This is a genomic window from Neolewinella aquimaris, assembly GCF_014197245.1.
Lineage (GTDB): Bacteria > Bacteroidota > Bacteroidia > Chitinophagales > Saprospiraceae > Neolewinella > Neolewinella aquimaris.
Genome location: NZ_JACIFF010000009.1, coordinates 247,129 through 266,292, shown reverse-complemented (window position 1 = coordinate 266,292; position 19,164 = coordinate 247,129). Strand labels below are relative to the sequence as shown.

The following is a 19,164-nucleotide window of genomic DNA, read 5'->3' as shown; positions in this document are numbered from 1 at the left end:
ATTTTTAGCATATATTCGGTAGCGGAGGGCGGCGGAGCGCAGGAGCTTTGTAAACCCATGAAGCTATACGACGAACTGGCTCACTGGTGGCACTTACTTTCTTCCCCGGACGATTACCGCGAGGAGGCGGAAGTTTACTGGCAAATCATTTCGAAGCACCAAAAGGATACCAAAACACTTCTCGAGCTGGGTTCGGGAGGCGGAAACAATGCGTTTCACCTAAAGAAGAAATGTACCCTCACGCTTACCGATCTTTCGCCGTCCATGCTTGAGGTGAGCAAAGCGATCAATCCGGAATGCGAACACCTTATCGCCGATATGCGGACGATGAATTTAGACCGGAAATTCGACCTGGTATTCATTCACGACGCCATCATGTCCATCACGAACGAAAGTGACCTGATCCGGGTCTTCCAGGTAGCAAAACGTCACCTGAATTCCCGGGGAATACTATTCGTCGTGCCGGATTTTTTCCGGGAAACCTACCGTCCTCGCACCAGCCACGGGGGCCACGATGCGGAAGACCGGAGCATCCGGTACCTGGAGTGGACGTACGATCCCGACCCCTCCGATTCCGTGGTATGGACAGACTACGCCTACCTGATGAAGGAGCGGGGACAGGAGACCGTCTGCATCAGCGACAGTACCGTCGACGGCATATTCCCGAAATCTGTTTGGGAAAGCCGGCTTGCCGAGGCGGGATTTTCCGTATCGTTCGAGGCCATTAGGCTCCACGGATTGGAAAGCGAAGACTACACCGGTATTGTCGGCAAGTTGCTTGCTTGAACTGTACTTCACTGCACCCGCGCGCCGCCGCCCCGGTGTGACGCTACTTAAGTTGGATGGTTTGGCCCGACGTTGCGCTCCGAACTGCGGCATCTAGTATTTCCATCACGATCATATTATTCTGTAGGGCGGAAAGGTCCGTGGGCTTCACTTCAACCCGTCCGTCGATCACGGCAGCGAGGTAGGAAAACGGGTCGTCGTAGGGGGTAGAGCGATCGTCCAGGGTGTATTCTTCTTCCGTAAAGCCATCGTATCCTACGGGCTTGCGGACCCGCAAATCCTGGCGGTTATCGGCATAAATTACTCCCTGCAGTCCGTATATTTCCATGTCCTTCCTGCCGATGGGCCAGTTCCACGACGCCTGAATCACGGCCACTGCTTCGGGGTAGGTAAGGATGATCAGGGCTTCGTCGTCGACCAGTGGATTATTCTCCGCCTGTTGCTGCTGGGTAACTGCCGTGACGGTCAGCGGGCGCTCGTTGTCCATCAACCAGGTCATCAGGTTGGCGCCGTAGCAGCCGAAGTCAGTGAGCGCCCCCCCGCCGTTTAGCTCGGGGTCGGTGAGCCACTCCAGAAATTCCGGATCGACGCCGATCTTCTTTGGGCCCCGGTGTCCGTCGCGGACGATCACCTTGCGTAACGCTCCGATGAGGCTGTCCTGTTTGAGCAACTCGTAGGCCCGGTGGTTCGTGGGGTACCAGGTGGTTTCGTAATTGGTAAGCAGGTGAATGTCGTGCTGCTCCGCCAATTCCTGCATACGGCGGGCGTGTTCGAGGCTTACGGCCAGCGGTTTTTCCACCATAACGTGAATGCCGAGGGGGGCACAAACTTCCACGATACCGAGGTGGTCATAGATCGTACCGAAGGCGGTCACGGCAGTAGGCTGTTGTGCCGCGAGCATCGTTTCCAGGGTAGGGTAGACCAACTCCTTGGCAAATCCGTACTGGTCGGCGTAGCGTTGGGCCAGCGTGTCATTCGGTTCGACGATGCCGACGATCTCGATGTCGCCCCGGCCCTCGCTGTTGAAGATGCCGTGCACGTGGGTGTGGGTCAGGCCTACCACTCCCACACGAAGGGGAGATGGTTGACCGCTGGCGGTAGGTAGCGTCATCGACAGGGTAATCAGGAGCAGAAGTAGATAGCGCATGGCGACCGGGTTAGCGCCCCGCTTAAAACTCACGGTAATCCCCTTCCAGGTATTGATTGGCATCGTTCTCCGCGAAGCGGGCCGTTTCGGCGTTCCAGTGCAGCGTTTGTCCGGGGAAGCGACCGGCGATCACACCCAGCAGAATTACTTCCGTCAGTCGCGCGGCGTAGCTGAAGGGGGCACTCGTCTGTCCCCTGCCGAGGCAGGCATCGACGAATTGGTGATAGTGCTTGGGACTCTCCGTTTCGTAGTTCCGGATCGGCGTACCGAGCTGGAGGGTCTCTGCGGCACTCGCCACCTCGGTATCGATGTTCTGGTAGGCACCGTCGACGATCAGGCGGGGCTCCTGCATGAAGTGGGGGAGGAGGAGGCGTCCGTTTTCACCGATGAAGACCGCGCCCTGGTCGGGCAATTCGTCGCCGTTGGGGAGCTCGAGATCGGGGTGGTCGGCCGGGGCGCCGGGGCCGTCGTACCACACCCACTTAAGGCGCTCGGCGGTGTGGGGAGTGCCGGGGAATTCGTAGGTGACCACGTTGTTTTCGGGGAAACCGTAGCCGGTGGGCGGACGACACTCGTTCACGATGGTGAGGGGCACGTCGAGTTCCAGGGCGTTGTAGGGGGTGTCGAAGATGTGGACGCCCATGTCGCCGAGGGTACCGCAGCCGTAGTCCAGGATTTGCCGCCAGTTGCTGGGGTGGTACCGACCCTCCACGTAGTCCCGCTGCGGTGCGGTGCCCTGCCAGAGGTTCCAGTCCAGCGTAGGCGGTACCGGATCGCTCGTCGTGGGTTCGGGGGCGTCGTAGCCCCAATTTTTCGGCGACCAGGCGCGCACGGTATGCACCTTGCCGATGATCCCCGACTGAATCAGCTGGGTAGCCAGTCTGTAGTCGTAAAAACTGTGTACCTGGATACCCATCTGAGTCACCAGTTTGCGTTCCCGGGCCACGCGGTCCATCTCCCGGGCCTCCGAAACGTGGTGGGTCAGGGGCTTCTGGCAGTATACGGGCTTGTCCATATTCATGGCCAGCAGGGAGGCCGGCGCGTGGGTATGGTCGGGGGTGGCCACGACCACGGCATCGATGTCGTCACCCATTTCGCGCAGCATCACCCGGTAGTCGGCGAAGGCGCGGGCGTCGGGATGCTTGGCCTGGGCGGCGGCGAGGAATTTGGTGTCGACGTCGCAGATTGCTACTACGTCCACCGATGCATGGGAAGCGATGGCTTTCATGTCTTCGGCCCCCTGGTAACCGAGTCCGATGTGGGCGGTGCGGAGGCGCTGCTTTCCGGCCGGCAACCGGACCGCGCAACCCGGTAAAAGGGCGGCTGCCGCCAGCGCCGTGCTGCTCTGAATGAATGTTCTTCTTTTCATGCTGATGATCTACTTAGGTGGGGGTTAAAGCTCCCGAATTTTAATGTTGCGGAACCAGAGGGGGCTGCCGTGGTCCTGCAGCGCAATATAGCCGCTGCGAAATTTGCCGTAGTCGGGAGCGTCCTTCCACTTGCCGGAATCACGCTTTTTTTGCCAGTCGTCGGAGTATGGTTCGAAGGAAAGGACAAGTTGACCGTTCAGCCAGTGCTCGACCCGTTCGGGGGTGTACACGATGCGGGTGGTGTTCCATTCGCCGGCGGGATTCAGCTTCTTCTTCGCGGGATCGGGGGTATGCATGGCATAGTTTGCCGCGGTGCTCTGCCAGTCCTGGAGTTGCTCCGGGTGCTCGGCACCGAATTGACTGTTGTAGCCCGTCAGGTCGTGTATTTCCGCATACCCTTCGTCGTCAATGAGCTGGTATTCGGGTGCGATCTCCGAGGGGGCTCCGTACCCTTCCTTCACGTGGTAGAACACCCCGCTGTTGCCGCCGGGTGGTATCTTCCAGTCCAGCGACAGCTCGAAGTTGTCGAATTCCCGCTCCCCGTAGATGATGTCGCGGCCGCCGGTGTAGTCCTGCTCCAGTTCGACTTCGGTATCGAAGTAGAGTACGCCATCCTGGGCCACCCAGCCGGGGGGCATTTCCTGGGCGTTGTAGCCCCGCCATCCTTCGGTTGTTTCTCCGTCGAAGAGGCTGATCCATCCGTCGTCCGTGGTTTGGTTGCGGGGTGCGCAGGAGCAAAGGAGGAGAAGAAAGAGCAAAGAGCTCAACAAGTGGTTCATGTATGATCGTTTGTGCGGTAGTGGGGGAAGCGCCCCGGATGGAAAGGTAATAAAACCACCGATAAGGGTGGGATTAGGTCGAGGCGTTGCACGCCGAGGGTATGGGGTGTGCGTGGAAGGTTCAACCGCGGATTACGCAGAACACGCAGATTACTTCGCAGATACAGCTCGAGCGGCCTCTGGTCCGAGACGGTCTCTACGGCATCCCCTCCAAGCCCTCCCAGCGCACCGCCCACCCCGCCGGAAAACCGTCGAGTACGGCCATCTGGGAGAGGGCGGTAAGGAAGCCACCGTTGCCGGGCAGGTACAGCCGCAGGTTGTCGCGCTGGTAGTTGTGGCCGTTTTTAAGGTACACGTTCTTCGGGACGTCCATGAGCAGGGCGGCGACGGCGCGTTCGGCCTGTCCGAGGCGGGTGGCGGTCAGGGCCGTCATGGGAAAATCCCAGCCCCAGGTGTCTTCCCAGTGCCAGACGCGCCAGATGGTGTCGAGGGTGCGGCGCATCGTCGCGGTGTCCAACCCCTCGGTGGCGGGCAGCAGCCCGTAGGCGGCCAACACGCTGGGGTGATCGGTGAGGTAGCGCGCGTTGGTGTAGGAGTCGGGGGAGGTTTCCGCAGCCAGGTAGATGCCATTGCGCTCGGGGAGGGGAGCGAGTTGGGTGAGTACCCGGTCCCAATCGGGTTGCCGCTCTTGTCCCAGCCGCTCGCGCCACTGCTGGGCGGTTTCCAGTCCCCACCGCCAGTAGGCCAGTTCGAAGGTGGTATTGACGGTGGTGTCGGCGCCGAAGCGTTCCTGGGCGGCAATGATGCCGGGGCCGAGTACCCGCTCCTGTCGGGTGGAGTCGTAGTAGGCGAAATCGGCCATGAACTCTGCGGTGGCTTCGATTAGGGGAGCATACTTTCGGAGCAGGGAGTCGTGGGGATTCAGCCGGTAAAGCAGCTCGGCAAAGTAGATTGGGTGGGGTTGCTGCCAGAGTAGGTAGGAGCCGATGGAGGAAGCCGTTTCGCCGCCGTCCGGGTCGGTCATTTTTTGCCAGCGCACGCCCGCAAAGCCCTGTCGTTCGGCGATCGCGCGGGCACCGGGCAGGGCGGTAAAGTACCAGTCGAGGTGCCGCGCCAGTACCTCCGGCTCGCCCCATAGCGCAAAGTGTACCCCGTGCCACCAGGCCATTTCTAGGTGGGGCTTTCCGTACCAGGAGTTGTAGGTGAGGCCCGTTTCCTGCGGCGGCATGCTGCCACTCGTATTGACGTGGGTGAGGTAGCGGGAAAGCACCATGCGGCGTTCCAGTTCTAAGGCGCGCGGGTCAGTAACCGCGCCGAAATCGATGATGCCGTGGTCGTTCCAGAAAGCGTGATACGCACCGGCTATTTCCTCAAAGGACTTGGGCGGGACCGCAGGTGCCGTGTCAATTCGGGAAGGAGCAAAGGCTACTCGGAAAAACCAGTCGTCCCCACCGCCACCCCCGGGTCGCCACCGGTAGCCGTGGGGTAGGGAGTCGATGCGGGTAAGGGGGCGGTCGGAGGTTAGGTCGGTGTAGTAAGTGGTAGTGTCAACTCGGCGAATGACTTCCCACCAGTCGTTACTGACGCGACGGGCAGCTAGCCGATCCTGCTCGTTGGCAGCGTAATCTGCGGCCTCGTCTAACCACGCGCCGGTAGGGTAGGGGTAGTTTATGGTGAGCGATAGGCGACCCGCTGCGATCAGCGGACTGGTCACACTAACCACTAAGGCATCGGTGGTCTGTTCCGCCGCGGTGCGTACCTCGACCTGAGTGCCCTCGACCGCAAAGGAGCTTACAATTGCCCCGTTCCACATATCGAGTTCCTGACGAATATCGGTAATATCACTGACCGTGATCGGTGAGCCGTCCCGCTTGCGAAGGTCCCAGCCCAACTGACCGAGGTGGAGGCGGTGAGGGTTCTGCCGGAGATAGTCGGCCGCCGCGCCCTGGGGCGTACCGCTCGGCCACTGCACGGCGTAGGGCACCTGGCGACCGTGGGAGCGCGTGTACCGTAAGGTCTGATCGATGGTGTAGGCGGAATCGGCCGGAAAGCTGTGCCAGCCCCACTCCGAGAGGGTGCCGAGCGGGATGCCGTGCTGGTAGTGTTCGGGGAAGGTCTGCAGTCCGGTGGCGTCTACCGTCACCGCGAAACGCCCGTTACCCACCGTCAGCGCGCTCATTGTATCCAGGCTATTTAATACCACCCGGTGGCGGTCGACGATGGGTTGGCGATCGATGGACTGGGCGGCTAACGGATGGGAACCAAAGAGGACAACCGTCAGGAAAAGGAGAGTGAAAGAGCCTGTCTGCATACCCGAATATACCCGATTTGGTTGCTCCTTTTTCCAAGTGGCCGGCTCCTGCGTCCCCGCCCAAGGAAGTGACGGCAAAAAGTTAGTTTCGGCATATTACCTTAACGGCAGCATAAACCAACGATCATGACCCACAGCCGCCGCGCCTTCGTGCGCAATGCCGCCCTGCTTCCCGCCGCCTTTGCCGGTAGCGTCGCCCTGCATTCCTCGCCCGCCCCAAAACCGGCCCACGTGCCGGAGCAACTCACGGTCCTCTTTCAGGGCGACTCAATCACCGACGCCGGTCGCAATCGTGAACGCACCCAGGCCAACGATTTCGGACACACCGGTACGGGCTACGTCCTGCTCGCCTCCGCCGCGCTACTCGGTACCCACCCCGAAACGGAACTGACGAGCTACAACCGCGGCGTCAGTGGCAACAAGGTGTACCAGCTGGCCGAACGCTGGCAGGAGGAAGCGCTGGACCTACAGCCCGACGTCATCAGCATCCTGATCGGCGTCAATGACTTCTGGCACATGCTGAACGGTAAGTACGACGGCACGGTCGATGTCTACCGTACCGACCTGAAGAACCTGCTCCAGCGCACTAAAGATGAGTTGCCCGACGTGAAGTTCATGCTCGGCGAGCCCTTCATCATCCGGGGAGGCAAGGCCGTAGAGGACGCCCGCTGGGCCAACGAATTCCCCGCCTACCAGGAAGCCGCCCGGGAAGTGGCCGACGAGTTCGATACGGGGTGGGTGCCCTACCAGCGGGTGTTCGACGATGCGCTGGAGGAAGCCCCCGCCGCCTACTGGGGAGCCGACGGCGTCCACCCCAGCCTGGCCGGGAGTTACCGGATGGCACAGGCGTGGATGGAGACCTTCGATAAGCTGTGGTAGGCTAGGCGCTAGCCGGTGAAGTAGCCGTAAGCGATCAGGATCAGGACGACCACCAGGACCGACACGACGATGTCGGCGGTACGGACGCTGGCCCGGGTTTCGGCCCGCTGCTCGTCGGATACCGTCGACATCGTTAAGCCGCGAACCTTCTCCAGCGGGGGCGCTTCCGTAGCGTAGCTGACGACGACCATCGTGAGGGCTGAGATCAGGAAGATCAGCAAGCTGTAGTACTGGAAGAAGGTATTGTTGATGATCCAGAAAAACGAGCCTTCTTCGTACGCAAATCCTTCGTTGAGCATCACCGGGGTGTCGATCATGAGCCGGAAGAGGCCCAGGGTAAAGCCCACGAGCATGGCCGCCAGGGCTCCCTTGGCGTTCAGTCGTTTATTGAATACCCCAAAGAAGAAGACGACAAAGATGGGCGGCGCCAGGTAGCCCTGAACGCTCTGCAAGTAGTCGTAAAGGCCCCGACTGCCCTGGATCACCGGAATCCACAGCAGGCCGATGACCACCATCACCGCCGTAGCGATGCGGCCGACGCGCACCAGCTGCCGTTCACTCACGTTGGGCCGGAACTTGGAGTAGAGGTCCATCGTGAAGAGGGTCGAGGAGGCGTTGAATACGCCGGCCAGGGAGGACATGAGGGCGGCCAGCAGACCGGCCACGACCAGTCCGCGAATACCGGCGGGCAGCACCTTGGCGACGAGCAGGGGAAAGACCTGCTGAGCGTTGGCGTTGATGATGTTGCCGTCCGCGTCGAGCAGGGTTTCGGCCAGTTCGGGCATCTTGCCGCTCGCGGCCAGGGCGAAGGTGATGATGCCGGGAATGATGAAGATGAAGACGGGCAGCAGCTTGAACAGGGCCGCGGCGATTGTGCCCCGGCGGGCCTCCGTCAGGTTAGCGGCTCCCAGCATGCGCTGCACGATGTACTGGTCGGTACACCAGTACCACAGGCCGATGATCGGGGCGCAGAAAAGCATGCCGATCCAGGGGTAATTGCTGTTGAAGTACCAGGCCATGCGTGTTTCGGTCAGTACCGGTTCCCAGGTGCCCTCCACGCCCTCGGGTACGAGGGGTTTCCAGAGGTTAAACATTTCGGAGCCCGCGATGCGCTTCAGTTCGCCCCAGCCGCCGAGGGCATCGAGACCGTAGACCGTGACGGTGACGGCCCCGAAGATCAGGATCACCGTCTGGATGGCCTCGGTGTACGCCACGGCCTTGAGTCCGCCCATGATGGTGTAGGCACCCGTCAGCAGGATCATAAGAATCGAGCCGACCCAGAAGCTGTCGAGCCCCATAAAGCTCACCTCCGGCAGCAACACGCCGAACACGATGCCCCCCGCGAAGATGCCGACGGCCACCTTGGTGAGCACGTAGGCGATCAGGGAGATGATCGACAGCACGTAGCGGGAAGCAGCACTAAACCGTTTCTCCAGGAACTCCGGCATCGTATAGATCTTGGAGCGCATGTAGAAGGGGGCGAGCACCCACCCCAGCACCAGCAGGCACCAGGCGTGGAGTTCGTAGTGGGCCATCGCCACACCGTCGGTCGCCCCGGAGCCGGCCAGACCGACGATGTGTTCGGAGCCGATGTTGGAGGCGAAGATGGACGAGCCGATGACGAACCAGCCGAGGTTGCGCCCCGCCAGGAAGTAGTCGTCGGAGGTGTCGTTTTTCTGCCGGATCACCCACCAGGCGATACCGAGAATGATGACGAAGTACAGGGCAATGATCACCCAGTCGAGGGTAGCGAGTACGGACATTGCAGTCGGCAGTTACTTAGTGGAGAACTTGTAGGTCGTAGTGGTCGCGTAGGTTTCTCCGGGCCGCAGCACGACGGAGGGGAAGGCCGCCTGGTTGGGCGAGTCGGGGTAGTGCTGGGTTTCCAGGCAGAGGCCGGTCCGCCGGCCGTAGGTGCCGCCACCCAATGCGGGCAGCGTACCGTCGAGGAAGTTGCCGGTGTAGAACTGGATCGCGGGCTCGTCGGTAAACACCTCCATGTACCGACCGGTGGCGGGGTGGTAGACTGTCGCTACGGCGTTCCCCCCACCGGGGGAATTGAGTATCCAGCAGTGATCGAATCCTTTGCCCTTGGTCAGCTGATCGTCGGACTGCCCGATGTCGCGGCCGATGGGTTTGGGCTTGGTGAAGTCGAAGGGGGTGCCGGCAACCGGCTGTAATTCGCCGGTGGGGATCAGGGTGGCGTCGACGGGGAGGAACCGGTCGGCGTCGATCTCCACCACGTGGTCGAGGATGTCGCGGGAGAAATCACCCGAGAGGTTGAAGTAGGCGTGCTGCGTCAGGTTGACGACGGTCGGCTGGTCGGTCGTCGCTTCGTAGCTTACTTCCAGGCTGTTGTCGTCCCGGAGGGTATACACGACCGTTGTGCTCAGGTTGCCGGGGTAGCCGCCCTCACCGTCGGGGCTCAGGTAGGTAAGGCGCAGGCCGGGCTCGGTGTCCGAAGGCACTTCGCTGGCTTCCCAGACGACCTTGTCGAATCCGGTGACCCCGCCGTGAAGGTGGTTAGGCCCGTTGTTGGCTTCCAGGGTGTACTCCTTACCGTCCAAGGTGAATTTGGCGCCGGCAATGCGGTTGCCGTAGCGACCGATGAGGGCACCGAAGTAGGGATTATTGGCCTGGTAACCTTCCAGGTCATCAAAACCCAGGGTAACGTTCGCGAAGTTACCGGCCGAGTCGGGGGCGGTGAGCGAGGTGATGATGCCGCCGTAGGTGATCACCTCCACTTCCATGCCCCGGGCGTTCCGGAGGGTGTACTTATCGACCGCCCCGCCGGCGCTCGTGGTGCCGTAACCAGTTTTGGTGATCGAGGCGGTGGTTGCGGCGGGTGTGGAATCCGCTTCCGTGGCCGGCGGGGTTTCGCTGCTGCCACAGTGTGCGAAGCAGAGGGAAATGACCAGAAGGCAGAAGAGGGGGAGGCCCGTAACTGTTGGGTAGCGCATGATGGTAGATTTTTCAGCTTAGTAGCCGTGTTGGAAAAGGTGGTAGTAAGCCTCATTGGCGTTGAGGTCGTCCTTGAAGTCGCGTACGCGGGTGCGTTCGTCGATCACCAGCAACTCGATACCGGCAATGTCGGCCAGGTCTTCCAGGTATTCCGTAGTGAGCGATTGGGTGTAGACGGTATGGTGCGCCCCCCCGGCCAGGATCCAGGAAGTAGCGGCCACATCCAGGTTAGGCTTGGGATCCCAGAGCACCCGGGCGACGGGCAGTTTGGGGAGGGGGTGTTGGGGAGCGATGCTTTCGACCTCGTTGACCAGCAGGCGGAAGCGGTTGCCCATATCGATGAGGGAGGCGTTGAGGGCACTGCCGGGCTTGCCGTCGAAAACCAGGCGGACGGGGTCGCTCTTTCCCCCGATGCCGAGCGGATGGATCTCGCAGGAGGGCTGACCGCTGGCGATGGACGGGCAAATTTCCAGCATGTGGGAACCGAGGACGTAGGACCGCTCGGGGGTAAAGTGGTAGGTGTAATCCTCCATGAAGGAGGTGCCGCCCTCCAGTCCTTCACCCATCACCTTCATACACCGAAGCAGGGCGGCGGTTTTCCAGTCTCCCTCGCCGCCGAAGCCGTAGCCCTGTTGCATGAGGCGCTGTACCGCGATGCCCGGCAGTTGCTTGAATTCGCCGAGGTTCTCGAAGGTGTCGGTGAAGGCACCGAAATTGTTCTCTTCGAGGAAAGACTTCAGGATCAGCTCAATGCGGGCCGCTTCGAGCAACGACTCCCGCTGCGCACCACCGGACACCAGGGCGGGGGGGAGGTCGTAGGCGCTTTCGTATTCTTCCACGAGTTGGGTCGTGGCGGCGTCGGATGCGGCTTCCCGGTGGGCCATCACGTCCGCGACGGAGTAGCCGTTCACCCCGAAACCGAAGCGCATTTCGGCCGAGACTTTATTGCCCTCCGTCACGGCCACCTGCCGCATGTTGTCGCCGATGCGGGCGACCTGGAGATTTTGGAATTCCGACCACCCGAGAGCGACGCGCGACCACACATTGAGCTTGCGCTGTACGGCGGGGCTCTGCCAGTGACCGACGATCACCTTCCGTTTCTTGCGCATTCGCGACATGAGGAAGCCGAACTCCCGATCGCCGTGGGCCGACTGGTTGAGGTTCATGAAGTCCATGTCGATGCTCTCCCAGGGGATCTCGGCGTTAAACTGGGTGTGGAGGTGGCAAAGCGGTTTGCTGAGACAGGTGAGTCCGCGGATCCACATCTTGGCCGGGGAAAACGTGTGCATCCAGACCACTACGCCGATACAATTGCGATCAGCGTTGGCTTCCAAACAGACCTGCAGGATTTCCTCCGAGGTGGTGACCACCGGCTTTTGCCGAAGAGCGACCGGCAGTTTGGCCTGGTCGTTAATTCCATTTACTACCGTAGTGGTATGGTTGGCCACCTGCTCCAGGGCGGCGGCACCGTAAAGGTGTTGACTTCCGGTGATGAACCAGAGTTCTTTATTATTTATCATGATGTGCTGGGTTACTGGCCGTAGTAAGCGTTTTGGCCGTGCTTTCTTTCGTAATGTTTGCGGATGAGGGCATCCTTGAGGCGGGGTGCGGCCGGATTGATCTGGCGGGCGAGGTAGGCCATACGGGCGACTTCCTCCAGGACCCGGCTGTGGTACACCGCCTGAGCGGCATCCTTGCCCCAGGCGAAGGGACCGTGGTTGCCCAGGAGCACCATGGGCACTTCCCGGTAATCTAGTCCCCGCTCCCGGAAGCAGTCGGTGATCTGGATGCCCGTGTTGTGCTCGTAGTTGCCCGCGATCAGTTCGTCGCTCATGGGGGGGGCACAGGGCACGTCTTCGGTGAGGTGATCGGCATGGGTGGTGCCCATGATCGGTATGTCCATTTGCGCCTGGGCCCAGGCTACGGAGTAGGTGGCGTGGGTGTGGGCGATCCCGCCGATGTCCTCCCAGTTCTTGTACAGCCAGGCGTGGGTCTTGGTGTCCGAGGAGGGGCGCAGCTTGCCTTCCACGACCTGGTTTTCGAAGTCAACGATGACGATGTCCTCCGGCGCGAGTTGCTCGTAGGCTACCCCGCTGGGCTTGATGGCGAAGGTGCTGGTGGAGCGGTCGACGGCGCTGACGTTGCCGAAGGTGTAGATGACCAGGCCGAGGGCATTGAGCCCCATATTGGCCTCGTAGCACGCTCGTTTCAGTTCTTTATAGGAGGGCATGGGTGGGGGTTTGTGCTTCGACGAAGTGACCGAGCGCCACGTAGCGTTCGAAAAGCGGGCGGAACTGCCGCACCTGCTCCGGGTCGGGACGGTATTCGGCTTCGTAGTCGCTCGCGAGTTTGGCGCTGGCGGTTAGGATATCGGGATAGAGTCCGGCGGCGACGGCGGCGTAGATGGCCGCGCCGAGGGCGGGAGCGTAGTCGGAGGTTGCGACGACGATCGGGCGGTCGAGCACGTTGGCCAGCGTCTGCATGATGTAACCGGATTTGCGGGCCACCCCGCCGATACCGATCACCTTGTCGATCCGGATGCCCTCGTCCTCGAAGCGCTCCACGATCTTGCGGGAGCCGAAGCAGATGGCGTGCACCAGGGCCTTGAAGAGCTCGGGTGCGCCGGTGCCCAGGGAGATGTTGGTGATGGCACTCTTCAGCGACTGGTCCGCATCGGGGGTGCGGCGACCGTTGATCCAGTCCAGGGCCGTGGGCAGTTGGTCGGAAAGGGGGAGCGCTTCGGCGCGCTCGGTGAGTAGGCGGAGTAGGTTGCGGTCCATTTCCTCGCTCAGTGCCTCCTTTAGTTCATCGGTCAGGAAGGCGCTTCTGGAGAGCAGCTCGCGGGTGGGGCCCATGATGACCCCTTTGAACCAGGCCAGTACGTCACCGAAGGCCGACTGACCGGCTTCGAGGCCGACCATGCCCGGCAGGATGGAGCCGTCGACCTGTCCGCAGATACCGCGTACCGCATGATCCTCAACCACCTCCCGGGAGGCAACCATCATGTCGCAGGTGGAGGTGCCCATCACCCGCACCAGGCAGTGCTCGGTGATTCCCGCACCGATGGCTCCCGCGTGGGCATCGAAGGTGCCGACGGACACTACGGTCGCGGTGGTCAGTCCGAGTTTTTTCGCCCATTCCTCGCTGAGTTTGCCGGCCACCGCGTCGGAGGTGTAGGTATTCTGGTATAGTCTAGCGCGGAGCTCAGCAAGGTAGGGGTGGAGCTGGGCGAGGAATTCGGTGGGCGGCAGACCGTCCCATTCCTCGTGCCACATGGCCTTGTGGCCGGCGGCGCAGCGACTCCGCTTCAGCTGGTCGATGTGCTTACCGCCCGTGAGCAGGTGGGTCATCAGGTCGCAGTGCTCGACCCAGGAATAGGCTTGCTCCCGCACGGCGCTGTCCTCCCGAATCACGTGCAGGATCTTGGCCCAGAACCACTCTGAGGAGTAGATGCCGCCCGCGTACTTGGTGTAGTCGGGGCCGCCCCAGTTGCGGGCCAGCTCGTTGATCTCCTCCGCTTCGGCGATGGCCGTGTGGTCCTTCCAGAGCACCATCATGGCATTGGGGTTCTCCTCCAGGCCGGGGGAGAAGCACAGCGGCATCCCCGCCGCGTCGACGGGTACGGGAGAGCTGCCGGTGGTATCCACGCAAATCCCCCTGACGCTTGCGGGAGCGACGCCGGATGTGGTGACCACGCCCCGAATCGTGCGTTCCAGTCCTTCGAGGTGATCGAGGGGATGCTGGCGAAACTGGTTACGCGCCGGGTCACAGTATTTACCGGCCTTCCAGCGGGGGTACCAATAGACCTCGGAGGCCATCTCCCGGCCGGTTGCGGCGTCGATGAGCACCGCCCGCACGGAGTCGGAGCCGTAGTCGAGGCCGATGACGTAGTTGTTCGTGTCGGTCATGTTCGGAGGACTATAATTGGATGGTGTACACCACGAAAGCGTGGGCCGGAACCTCGACCCGAAGTTCGTTCTTCTGTAGATTGACGCTGCTTTCGATCGGGCTAAGTTTCATCGGCTCGGCGAAGGAGTTGACGGCTTCGAGATCGTCGGAGGCCATGGTCAGGACGGTGGCCGTAGTGGACGGTTCTGCTCCGGCGATGCGGATGTTGAGCGACTGCGGCTCGGCGCCGGTGTTGGCGACTTTGATGTACAGCTCATTGGTGGTAGCATCCTTAGCGGCCGTAGCGTAGAATGCTTGCTGACCCGTTAGCGGCTCACCTCCCTCGGTGATTCGGAGCAGGTCGGTACCGGCGTGGGTGGCGTAGAGTTTTTGGACGTAGTAGTTGGCGGTGCCGTAGGACTGCAAATTATTAAACCAGATCATGTCGGGCGTCCACTGCCAGCCTTCTTCGTGGGCCATGAGCGGGGCGTAGGAGGTCATGACGACCACGTCGGCGTTGCGTTCCATGCCGGTCATGTAGGCGGCTTCGGAGAGGGCGCAGTTCCAGTTGTTCTTGTTCTCGGGACTGGCGATGGCAACGCTCTGGGCGGCGTATTCTCCGGCGAAAATCTTGGGTCCGTTGCGGTCGTAGCTGTCGTAGCGGGTGGCGTTTTCGCGGAACCATTCGGGGGAGCGGTAGTAGTGCTCATCAACGAGTTCCGTGCCGAGTTCGGTCAGCTGCTGCATGCCGTAGTCGAAGAATTCCCCGTCGGGGAAGGGTCCGCTGCCGGAAACGATCACGATGTCGGGGTACTGTGCCGTAATGGCCTCGTTGAATACTTTGTAGCGCTCGATGTACTCCGGCCCCCACTGTTCGTTGCCGACGCCGATGTACTTGAGGTTGAAGGGTTCGGGGTGGCCCATGTCGCGACGCACCTTGCCCCAGGCAGTGGTGACGTCACCGTTGGCAAATTCGATCAGGTCCAGGGCATCCTGTACGTAGGGGTCGAGCTCGTCCATCGGCACGAGTTCGCCGGTATTGAACTGGCAGGCCATGCCGCAGCTGAGGATGGGGAGGGGTTCGGCGCCCATGTCCTCCGATAGTTGGAAGTACTCGAAAAAGCCGAGTCCGAAACTCTGGTAGTAATCGGGTGCCGGCCGGTGGTCAAATTCGGTGTTCCAGCGGTTGATGAGGTATTCCCTTTCGGCGATGGGGCCCACGGTTTTCTTCCACTGGTAGCGTTGGGCCAGGGTTCGTCCCTCCACGATACAGCCGCCGGGGAAGCGGAGGAAGCCCGGATTCATGTCGTCGAGCAACTGCACAAGGTCCTTACGCAGACCCTTTTTGCGTCCCTTCCAGGTGTCCTGAGGAAAGAGGGAGATCATGTCGAGGTCAACCGTACCAGTGCCCGTAAAGGTGAGCTTCAGCTGCGCCTTGTCGAGGGTCCGCTCGGCCGTGAGGGTGGCGGCGTAATTCTTCCAGTCGCTTCCGTTGAGGTCGATGGTGGCCTCGCCGAGGGCGGCACCGTCCGGGTCGATCAGCTGCACCTGGATCCGGCTGATGTTGCCTTCGCCGACTGCCGCAGCGAGGGTGAGGTCGTAGCGGTCCCCTTCCTTCACGCCCATGCCGCGGAAACCTTCGTTGATCAGGACGTAGTCGGGGCCCATGACCGTCACGCGCAAGTAGTTGGAGTTGGCCCGGTCCTCGCCGATCTTGATCACGTCGCTCTTGCCGGAGCTTTCGTTGAGTGAAAACTTGTCGGTGCCGGGTTCCAGCCACCCGGTCTTGGGGAGGGTGAATTCGAAGCTGCGGTTCTTGACCAGCTCGGCGTAGAGCCCCCCGTCGGCGGCGAAGTTGATGTCTTCGAAAAAGAGGCCGTACATGGTGGGCTGAATGGTCGCCACGCTCGTGCTTGCGTCCAGGTTCAGGGTCCGGGTGCCGTCGGCGGTAGACTGTGCCGTAAGGACTTTCGGGCTACACCCGCTCAGCAGGAGCAAAGCCAGGCAGGCGGTAAGGATCGGTTTCATAATCTGTTGCTTTAAATCTGTTCTGCAATTACTGACTTTCCGTGGCACGGGGCAGCCATACGTTCATTTTTCCCACGCCCCGGTTCGACCAGGCGTAGTAGGGGATGGCGGTCAGGTTTTTGTTGGTCACCACCCGAATTCCGTCCAGTAGATCGGGCCGGTCTTCGACGACGAATTCATCCGCCGTACCGAGGCGAATGTCGCCGAAAGCCCGCGGATTATCTACCTCCTCCACGGCGTAAACCAGGGGCCCCCGCTCCAGGGCCAGTTTGCCCCGGTCGTCCGCGACCCGCTCGTCGGCTCCGACCTTGCGCACGGGCATTGGGAAATCCAATTCGATACGGTCGCCGGCCCGCCAGGCGCGGTCGATGGTGAAGTAGCCGTCCGCCGGGGTAAGGTCGAGGAGCTCCCCGTTCAGGCGGATGGTCGGGGCGTCGTTCAGCTGCCGGGCATACTGGTACAGTCCGCCGGGCATGGGCTCGTTGCGCGCCCAGGAGGGTATCCGCAGTTTAAGGGTGGCCCGGGTAGTTTTACCGGGATCGACGTTTAGGGTTACCCGCCCTTCCCAGGGGTAGGCCGTCTGCTGACGTAGGGTAAAGTTGACGCCGTTCAGGTCGATGTCCGCCGTGCTGGCGGCGTAGAGGTTGGTGTAGATGGTCCGGCCGCTCTTCGAGTACAGCAGCCCTGGAATGGCGGGGATGAAGCGAATCAGGTTGGTCGGACAGCAGGAGCAGTCAAACCAGCTCTGGCGGGTACAGGCGCCCCGGTTGAACTCATAGACGCCGTCTGACTCCAGGGCATTGGGGTAGAAAAACTTCGTCCCGTCCAGCGAGAGGCCGGAGATCAGGCCATTATACAGTGTGCGCTCCAGCACGTCGAGGTACTTTACCTCGCCACTCTGGCGGTGCAGCCGGTGGTTCCAATACACGCTGCCGATGGCGGCGCAGGTTTCGTTGTAGGCCGTCAGGTTGGGGAGTTCGTAGTTATCCCCGAAGGCTTCCCCCTCGTGGCGGGCGCCGATGCCTCCCGTGAGGTAGGTTTTTTTCTCCACCATGTTGTCCCACAGGGCGTGTACCGCACGGTCGTAAGCGGCATCCTGCATCAGCACGGCGATGTCGGTCATGGCGGCGTACATGTACACGGCGCGTACGGCGTGGCCGACCACCTCGTCCTGTTGGGTGACCGGCACGTGATCCTGGGAGTAGGGCCCGTAGAGGGGATGATTGTCGGGATTGCCGCGGTTGTCGAGGAAGTAGCGGGCCAGGTCCAGGTAGTCCTTCCGGGCCGTTAGTTCATACAGCTTCAGCAGGCCGGTTTCGACGATCTGGTGGCCGGGCACGTTGTGGATCTTTCCCGGACCGTTGCCGAAGGTGGACACCACGAGGTCCGCGTTCTTCAGGGCGATGTCGAGGAAGTTGCGCTTGCCCGTCGCCAGGTGGTGGGTGTAGGCGGCTTCGTAGAGGTGACCGGCGTTGTAGAGTTCGTGGCTGGCACCGAGGGATTCCCAGCGTACGCCTTCCTTCACTTCCACCCAGGGAGCCGGGGGCGCGGCGGGGTCGATGGTGCGCCAGGTGGTGAGGTAGCCGTCCGCTTCCTGGCCGACCGCGATGATGTCGATCAAGGTATCCAGCAGGCGACTCAATTGGGGATTGGGGGCACTGATGAGGGAGTTGGAAGCGCCCTCGATAATCTTGTACACGTCCGTATCGTCGAAGGGGAAGTCCCCCCTCACCTTACCCTCCAGTTGCTTGCCGGCGATGAGGAAATTGTCCATCCGTCCCTCCTCCTCGCACTTTTGGATGGCGTACTCGATGGTCTTTTCCTGCACCCGCCGGATGATGGGCAGCCAGAAATCGTCTTCCATTTTGACGTGGCGGATGTCCACCGGCGTAATCGGGTAACCCATGGCTGCCGCCGTAGCTTTTTCGGGCGGGGACGCGGGAGCCGTACCGGAACAGGAAATGAGCCATGCGCTCAGGCACAGCAGGCAGGCGGTTATCGGGCGACTCATGTGTATCAGTTTAGGGGTTCTACCTGGGGCCAACCGTCGGCGGTCCAGCTGATCGGACTCATGCCCAGTTTAGGTCGGGCATTATCCGAAGCGTCGTAGGCGTGGAAAAACATGTAGTCCGTCCCGTCGAATGTGTAGACGCTGCAGTGACCGGCACCGTACCAGTTTTTGTTGCCCTGTAGAACGAGGGTGCCGCCTCCGTAGAATAGATTCTTTCCCTCCCGGTCGAAGTAGGGGCCCTCCACGCGGCTGGAACGGCCCACGACGACTTTGTAGGTGCTGTTCTCGCCGCGGCAGCAGAGGTCCCAGGACAGGAACTGATAGTACCAGTCTCCCTTCTTGAAGATGAAGGGGGCTTCCAGGGCCGCATCGCCGGGATTGTAATCGCCGAGCTCGAAACTGCGTTCCCGGCGCGCGATGGTGTGCCATTCCTGGTCGTCGGCCAGGCGGGTGAGGGAGCCGTCCAGCTTGGTTAGTTTTAATCCGTTCCAGAAGGAGCCGAAGGACATCCAGGGGGTGCCCGCTTCGTCGAAGATGACGTTCGGGTCGATGGCGTTCCAGAGGTCGCGGTTGGGGTAGGAGCGGATAACGATGCCGTGGTCCGTCCACCCATAGTCGGCCGCGTCGGGATCGAGCGTTTTGCCGGTCGCCACCCCGATGGCCGAGGTGTTCTTGGCGAAGGCGGAAACGGAATAGAAGAGGTAGTACAGCCCGTTGTGTAGCAGCACGTCGGGTGCCCAGATGTGGTTGCCGAAGTCGGGGACGACGGTATCGGTCCACGTCGGCTTTTCCGGGAAGACGGGTGCGGCTTCGGTCCAGTTCTCCAGGTCGGGAGAGGTAAAGTGAGCTATTCCCCGACCGGTGCAGAACAGGTGGTAGGTATTGCCTTCCCGGATGACGACCGGGTCATGGACGCGGATATCGGCGATGTTCTGCGCTCCTGCGTTCCCGCCCCAGAGAAGTGCGAGCAGCAGGCAGCAGCCGAAAAGGGTATGCATTTTTGT

At 61.4% G+C, this 19,164-nt stretch carries 14 protein-coding genes; 2 read left to right on the top strand and 12 right to left on the bottom strand.

Translation table 11 applies throughout. The annotated features are described in order from the left end of the window. The first annotated feature begins 57 nt into the window (after positions 1 to 57). Positions 58 to 786 (top strand): class I SAM-dependent methyltransferase, encoded by a 729-nt coding sequence (locus GGR28_RS16820; protein WP_183496988.1) that lies wholly within the window; start codon positions 58 to 60, stop codon positions 784 to 786. A 43-nt stretch (positions 787 to 829) separates the two neighbouring features. Here GGR28_RS16820 and GGR28_RS16815 read toward each other — a convergent pair whose 3' ends face one another. From GGR28_RS16815 to GGR28_RS16800, 4 genes are all read right to left on the bottom strand, one after another. Beyond that, positions 830 to 1,933, bottom strand: coding sequence for a Gfo/Idh/MocA family protein (locus GGR28_RS16815; RefSeq protein ID WP_183496987.1), 1,104 nt, complete (start codon positions 1,931 to 1,933; stop codon positions 830 to 832). 22 nt (positions 1,934 to 1,955) lie between these two features. Further along, the gene (locus tag GGR28_RS16810) at positions 1,956 to 3,302 is read right to left on the bottom strand and encodes a Gfo/Idh/MocA family protein (RefSeq protein ID WP_183496986.1); all 1,347 of its coding nucleotides are present in this window, start codon (positions 3,300 to 3,302) and stop codon (positions 1,956 to 1,958) included. A gap of 24 nt (positions 3,303 to 3,326) precedes the next feature. Beyond that, a complete protein-coding gene (locus GGR28_RS16805) occupies positions 3,327 to 4,082 on the bottom strand; it encodes a 3-keto-disaccharide hydrolase (RefSeq protein WP_183496985.1) in 756 nt (251 codons plus the stop codon). A gap of 196 nt (positions 4,083 to 4,278) precedes the next feature. Next, entirely contained in the window at positions 4,279 to 6,393 is a 2,115-nt protein-coding gene (locus tag GGR28_RS16800; protein WP_183496984.1) for a hypothetical protein, read from the bottom strand. Between the two features lie 126 nt (positions 6,394 to 6,519). On the opposite strand from GGR28_RS16800, the gene GGR28_RS16795 reads away from it, so the two are divergent. Continuing rightward, the gene (locus GGR28_RS16795; RefSeq protein WP_183496983.1) at positions 6,520 to 7,272 is read left to right on the top strand and encodes an SGNH/GDSL hydrolase family protein; all 753 of its coding nucleotides are present in this window, start codon (positions 6,520 to 6,522) and stop codon (positions 7,270 to 7,272) included. A gap of 8 nt (positions 7,273 to 7,280) precedes the next feature. Here GGR28_RS16795 and GGR28_RS16790 read toward each other — a convergent pair whose 3' ends face one another. Genes GGR28_RS16790 through GGR28_RS16755 form a run of 8 tightly spaced genes read right to left on the bottom strand, consistent with a single transcriptional unit; the run spans position 7,281 to position 19,158 of the window. Next, positions 7,281 to 9,035, bottom strand: coding sequence for a sodium:solute symporter (locus GGR28_RS16790; RefSeq protein WP_183496982.1), 1,755 nt, complete (start codon positions 9,033 to 9,035; stop codon positions 7,281 to 7,283). A gap of 12 nt (positions 9,036 to 9,047) precedes the next feature. Further along, on the bottom strand, positions 9,048 to 10,232 hold the full coding sequence (locus GGR28_RS16785; protein ID WP_183496981.1) for an aldose epimerase family protein: 1,185 nt from the start codon (positions 10,230 to 10,232) through the stop codon (positions 9,048 to 9,050). An 18-nt stretch (positions 10,233 to 10,250) separates the two neighbouring features. Further along, positions 10,251 to 11,753, bottom strand: a complete 1,503-nt coding sequence (gene araA, locus GGR28_RS16780) for an L-arabinose isomerase (RefSeq protein ID WP_183496980.1) — start codon at positions 11,751 to 11,753, stop codon at positions 10,251 to 10,253. An 11-nt stretch (positions 11,754 to 11,764) separates the two neighbouring features. Further along, on the bottom strand, positions 11,765 to 12,463 hold the full coding sequence (locus GGR28_RS16775) for an L-ribulose-5-phosphate 4-epimerase (protein ID WP_183496979.1): 699 nt from the start codon (positions 12,461 to 12,463) through the stop codon (positions 11,765 to 11,767). Beyond that, complete coding sequence (locus tag GGR28_RS16770) at positions 12,450 to 14,141, bottom strand: ribulokinase (protein ID WP_183496978.1); 1,692 nt, start codon at positions 14,139 to 14,141, stop codon at positions 12,450 to 12,452. Before GGR28_RS16770 ends, GGR28_RS16775 begins: the two co-directional genes overlap by 14 nt. Positions 14,142 to 14,151: 10 nt before the next feature. Beyond that, the gene (locus GGR28_RS16765; protein WP_183496977.1) at positions 14,152 to 16,149 is read right to left on the bottom strand and encodes an alpha-L-arabinofuranosidase C-terminal domain-containing protein; all 1,998 of its coding nucleotides are present in this window, start codon (positions 16,147 to 16,149) and stop codon (positions 14,152 to 14,154) included. Positions 16,150 to 16,177: 28 nt separating this feature from the next. Then, positions 16,178 to 18,160, bottom strand: a complete 1,983-nt coding sequence (locus GGR28_RS16760) for a glycoside hydrolase family 127 protein (protein ID WP_183496976.1) — start codon at positions 18,158 to 18,160, stop codon at positions 16,178 to 16,180. 5 nt (positions 18,161 to 18,165) lie between these two features. Then, positions 18,166 to 19,158 carry an arabinan endo-1,5-alpha-L-arabinosidase gene (locus GGR28_RS16755; RefSeq protein WP_183497040.1) on the bottom strand — a complete coding sequence of 331 codons (993 nt, stop codon included), beginning with the start codon at positions 19,156 to 19,158 and terminating at the stop codon, positions 18,166 to 18,168. Positions 19,159 to 19,164: the final 6 nt, after the last annotated feature.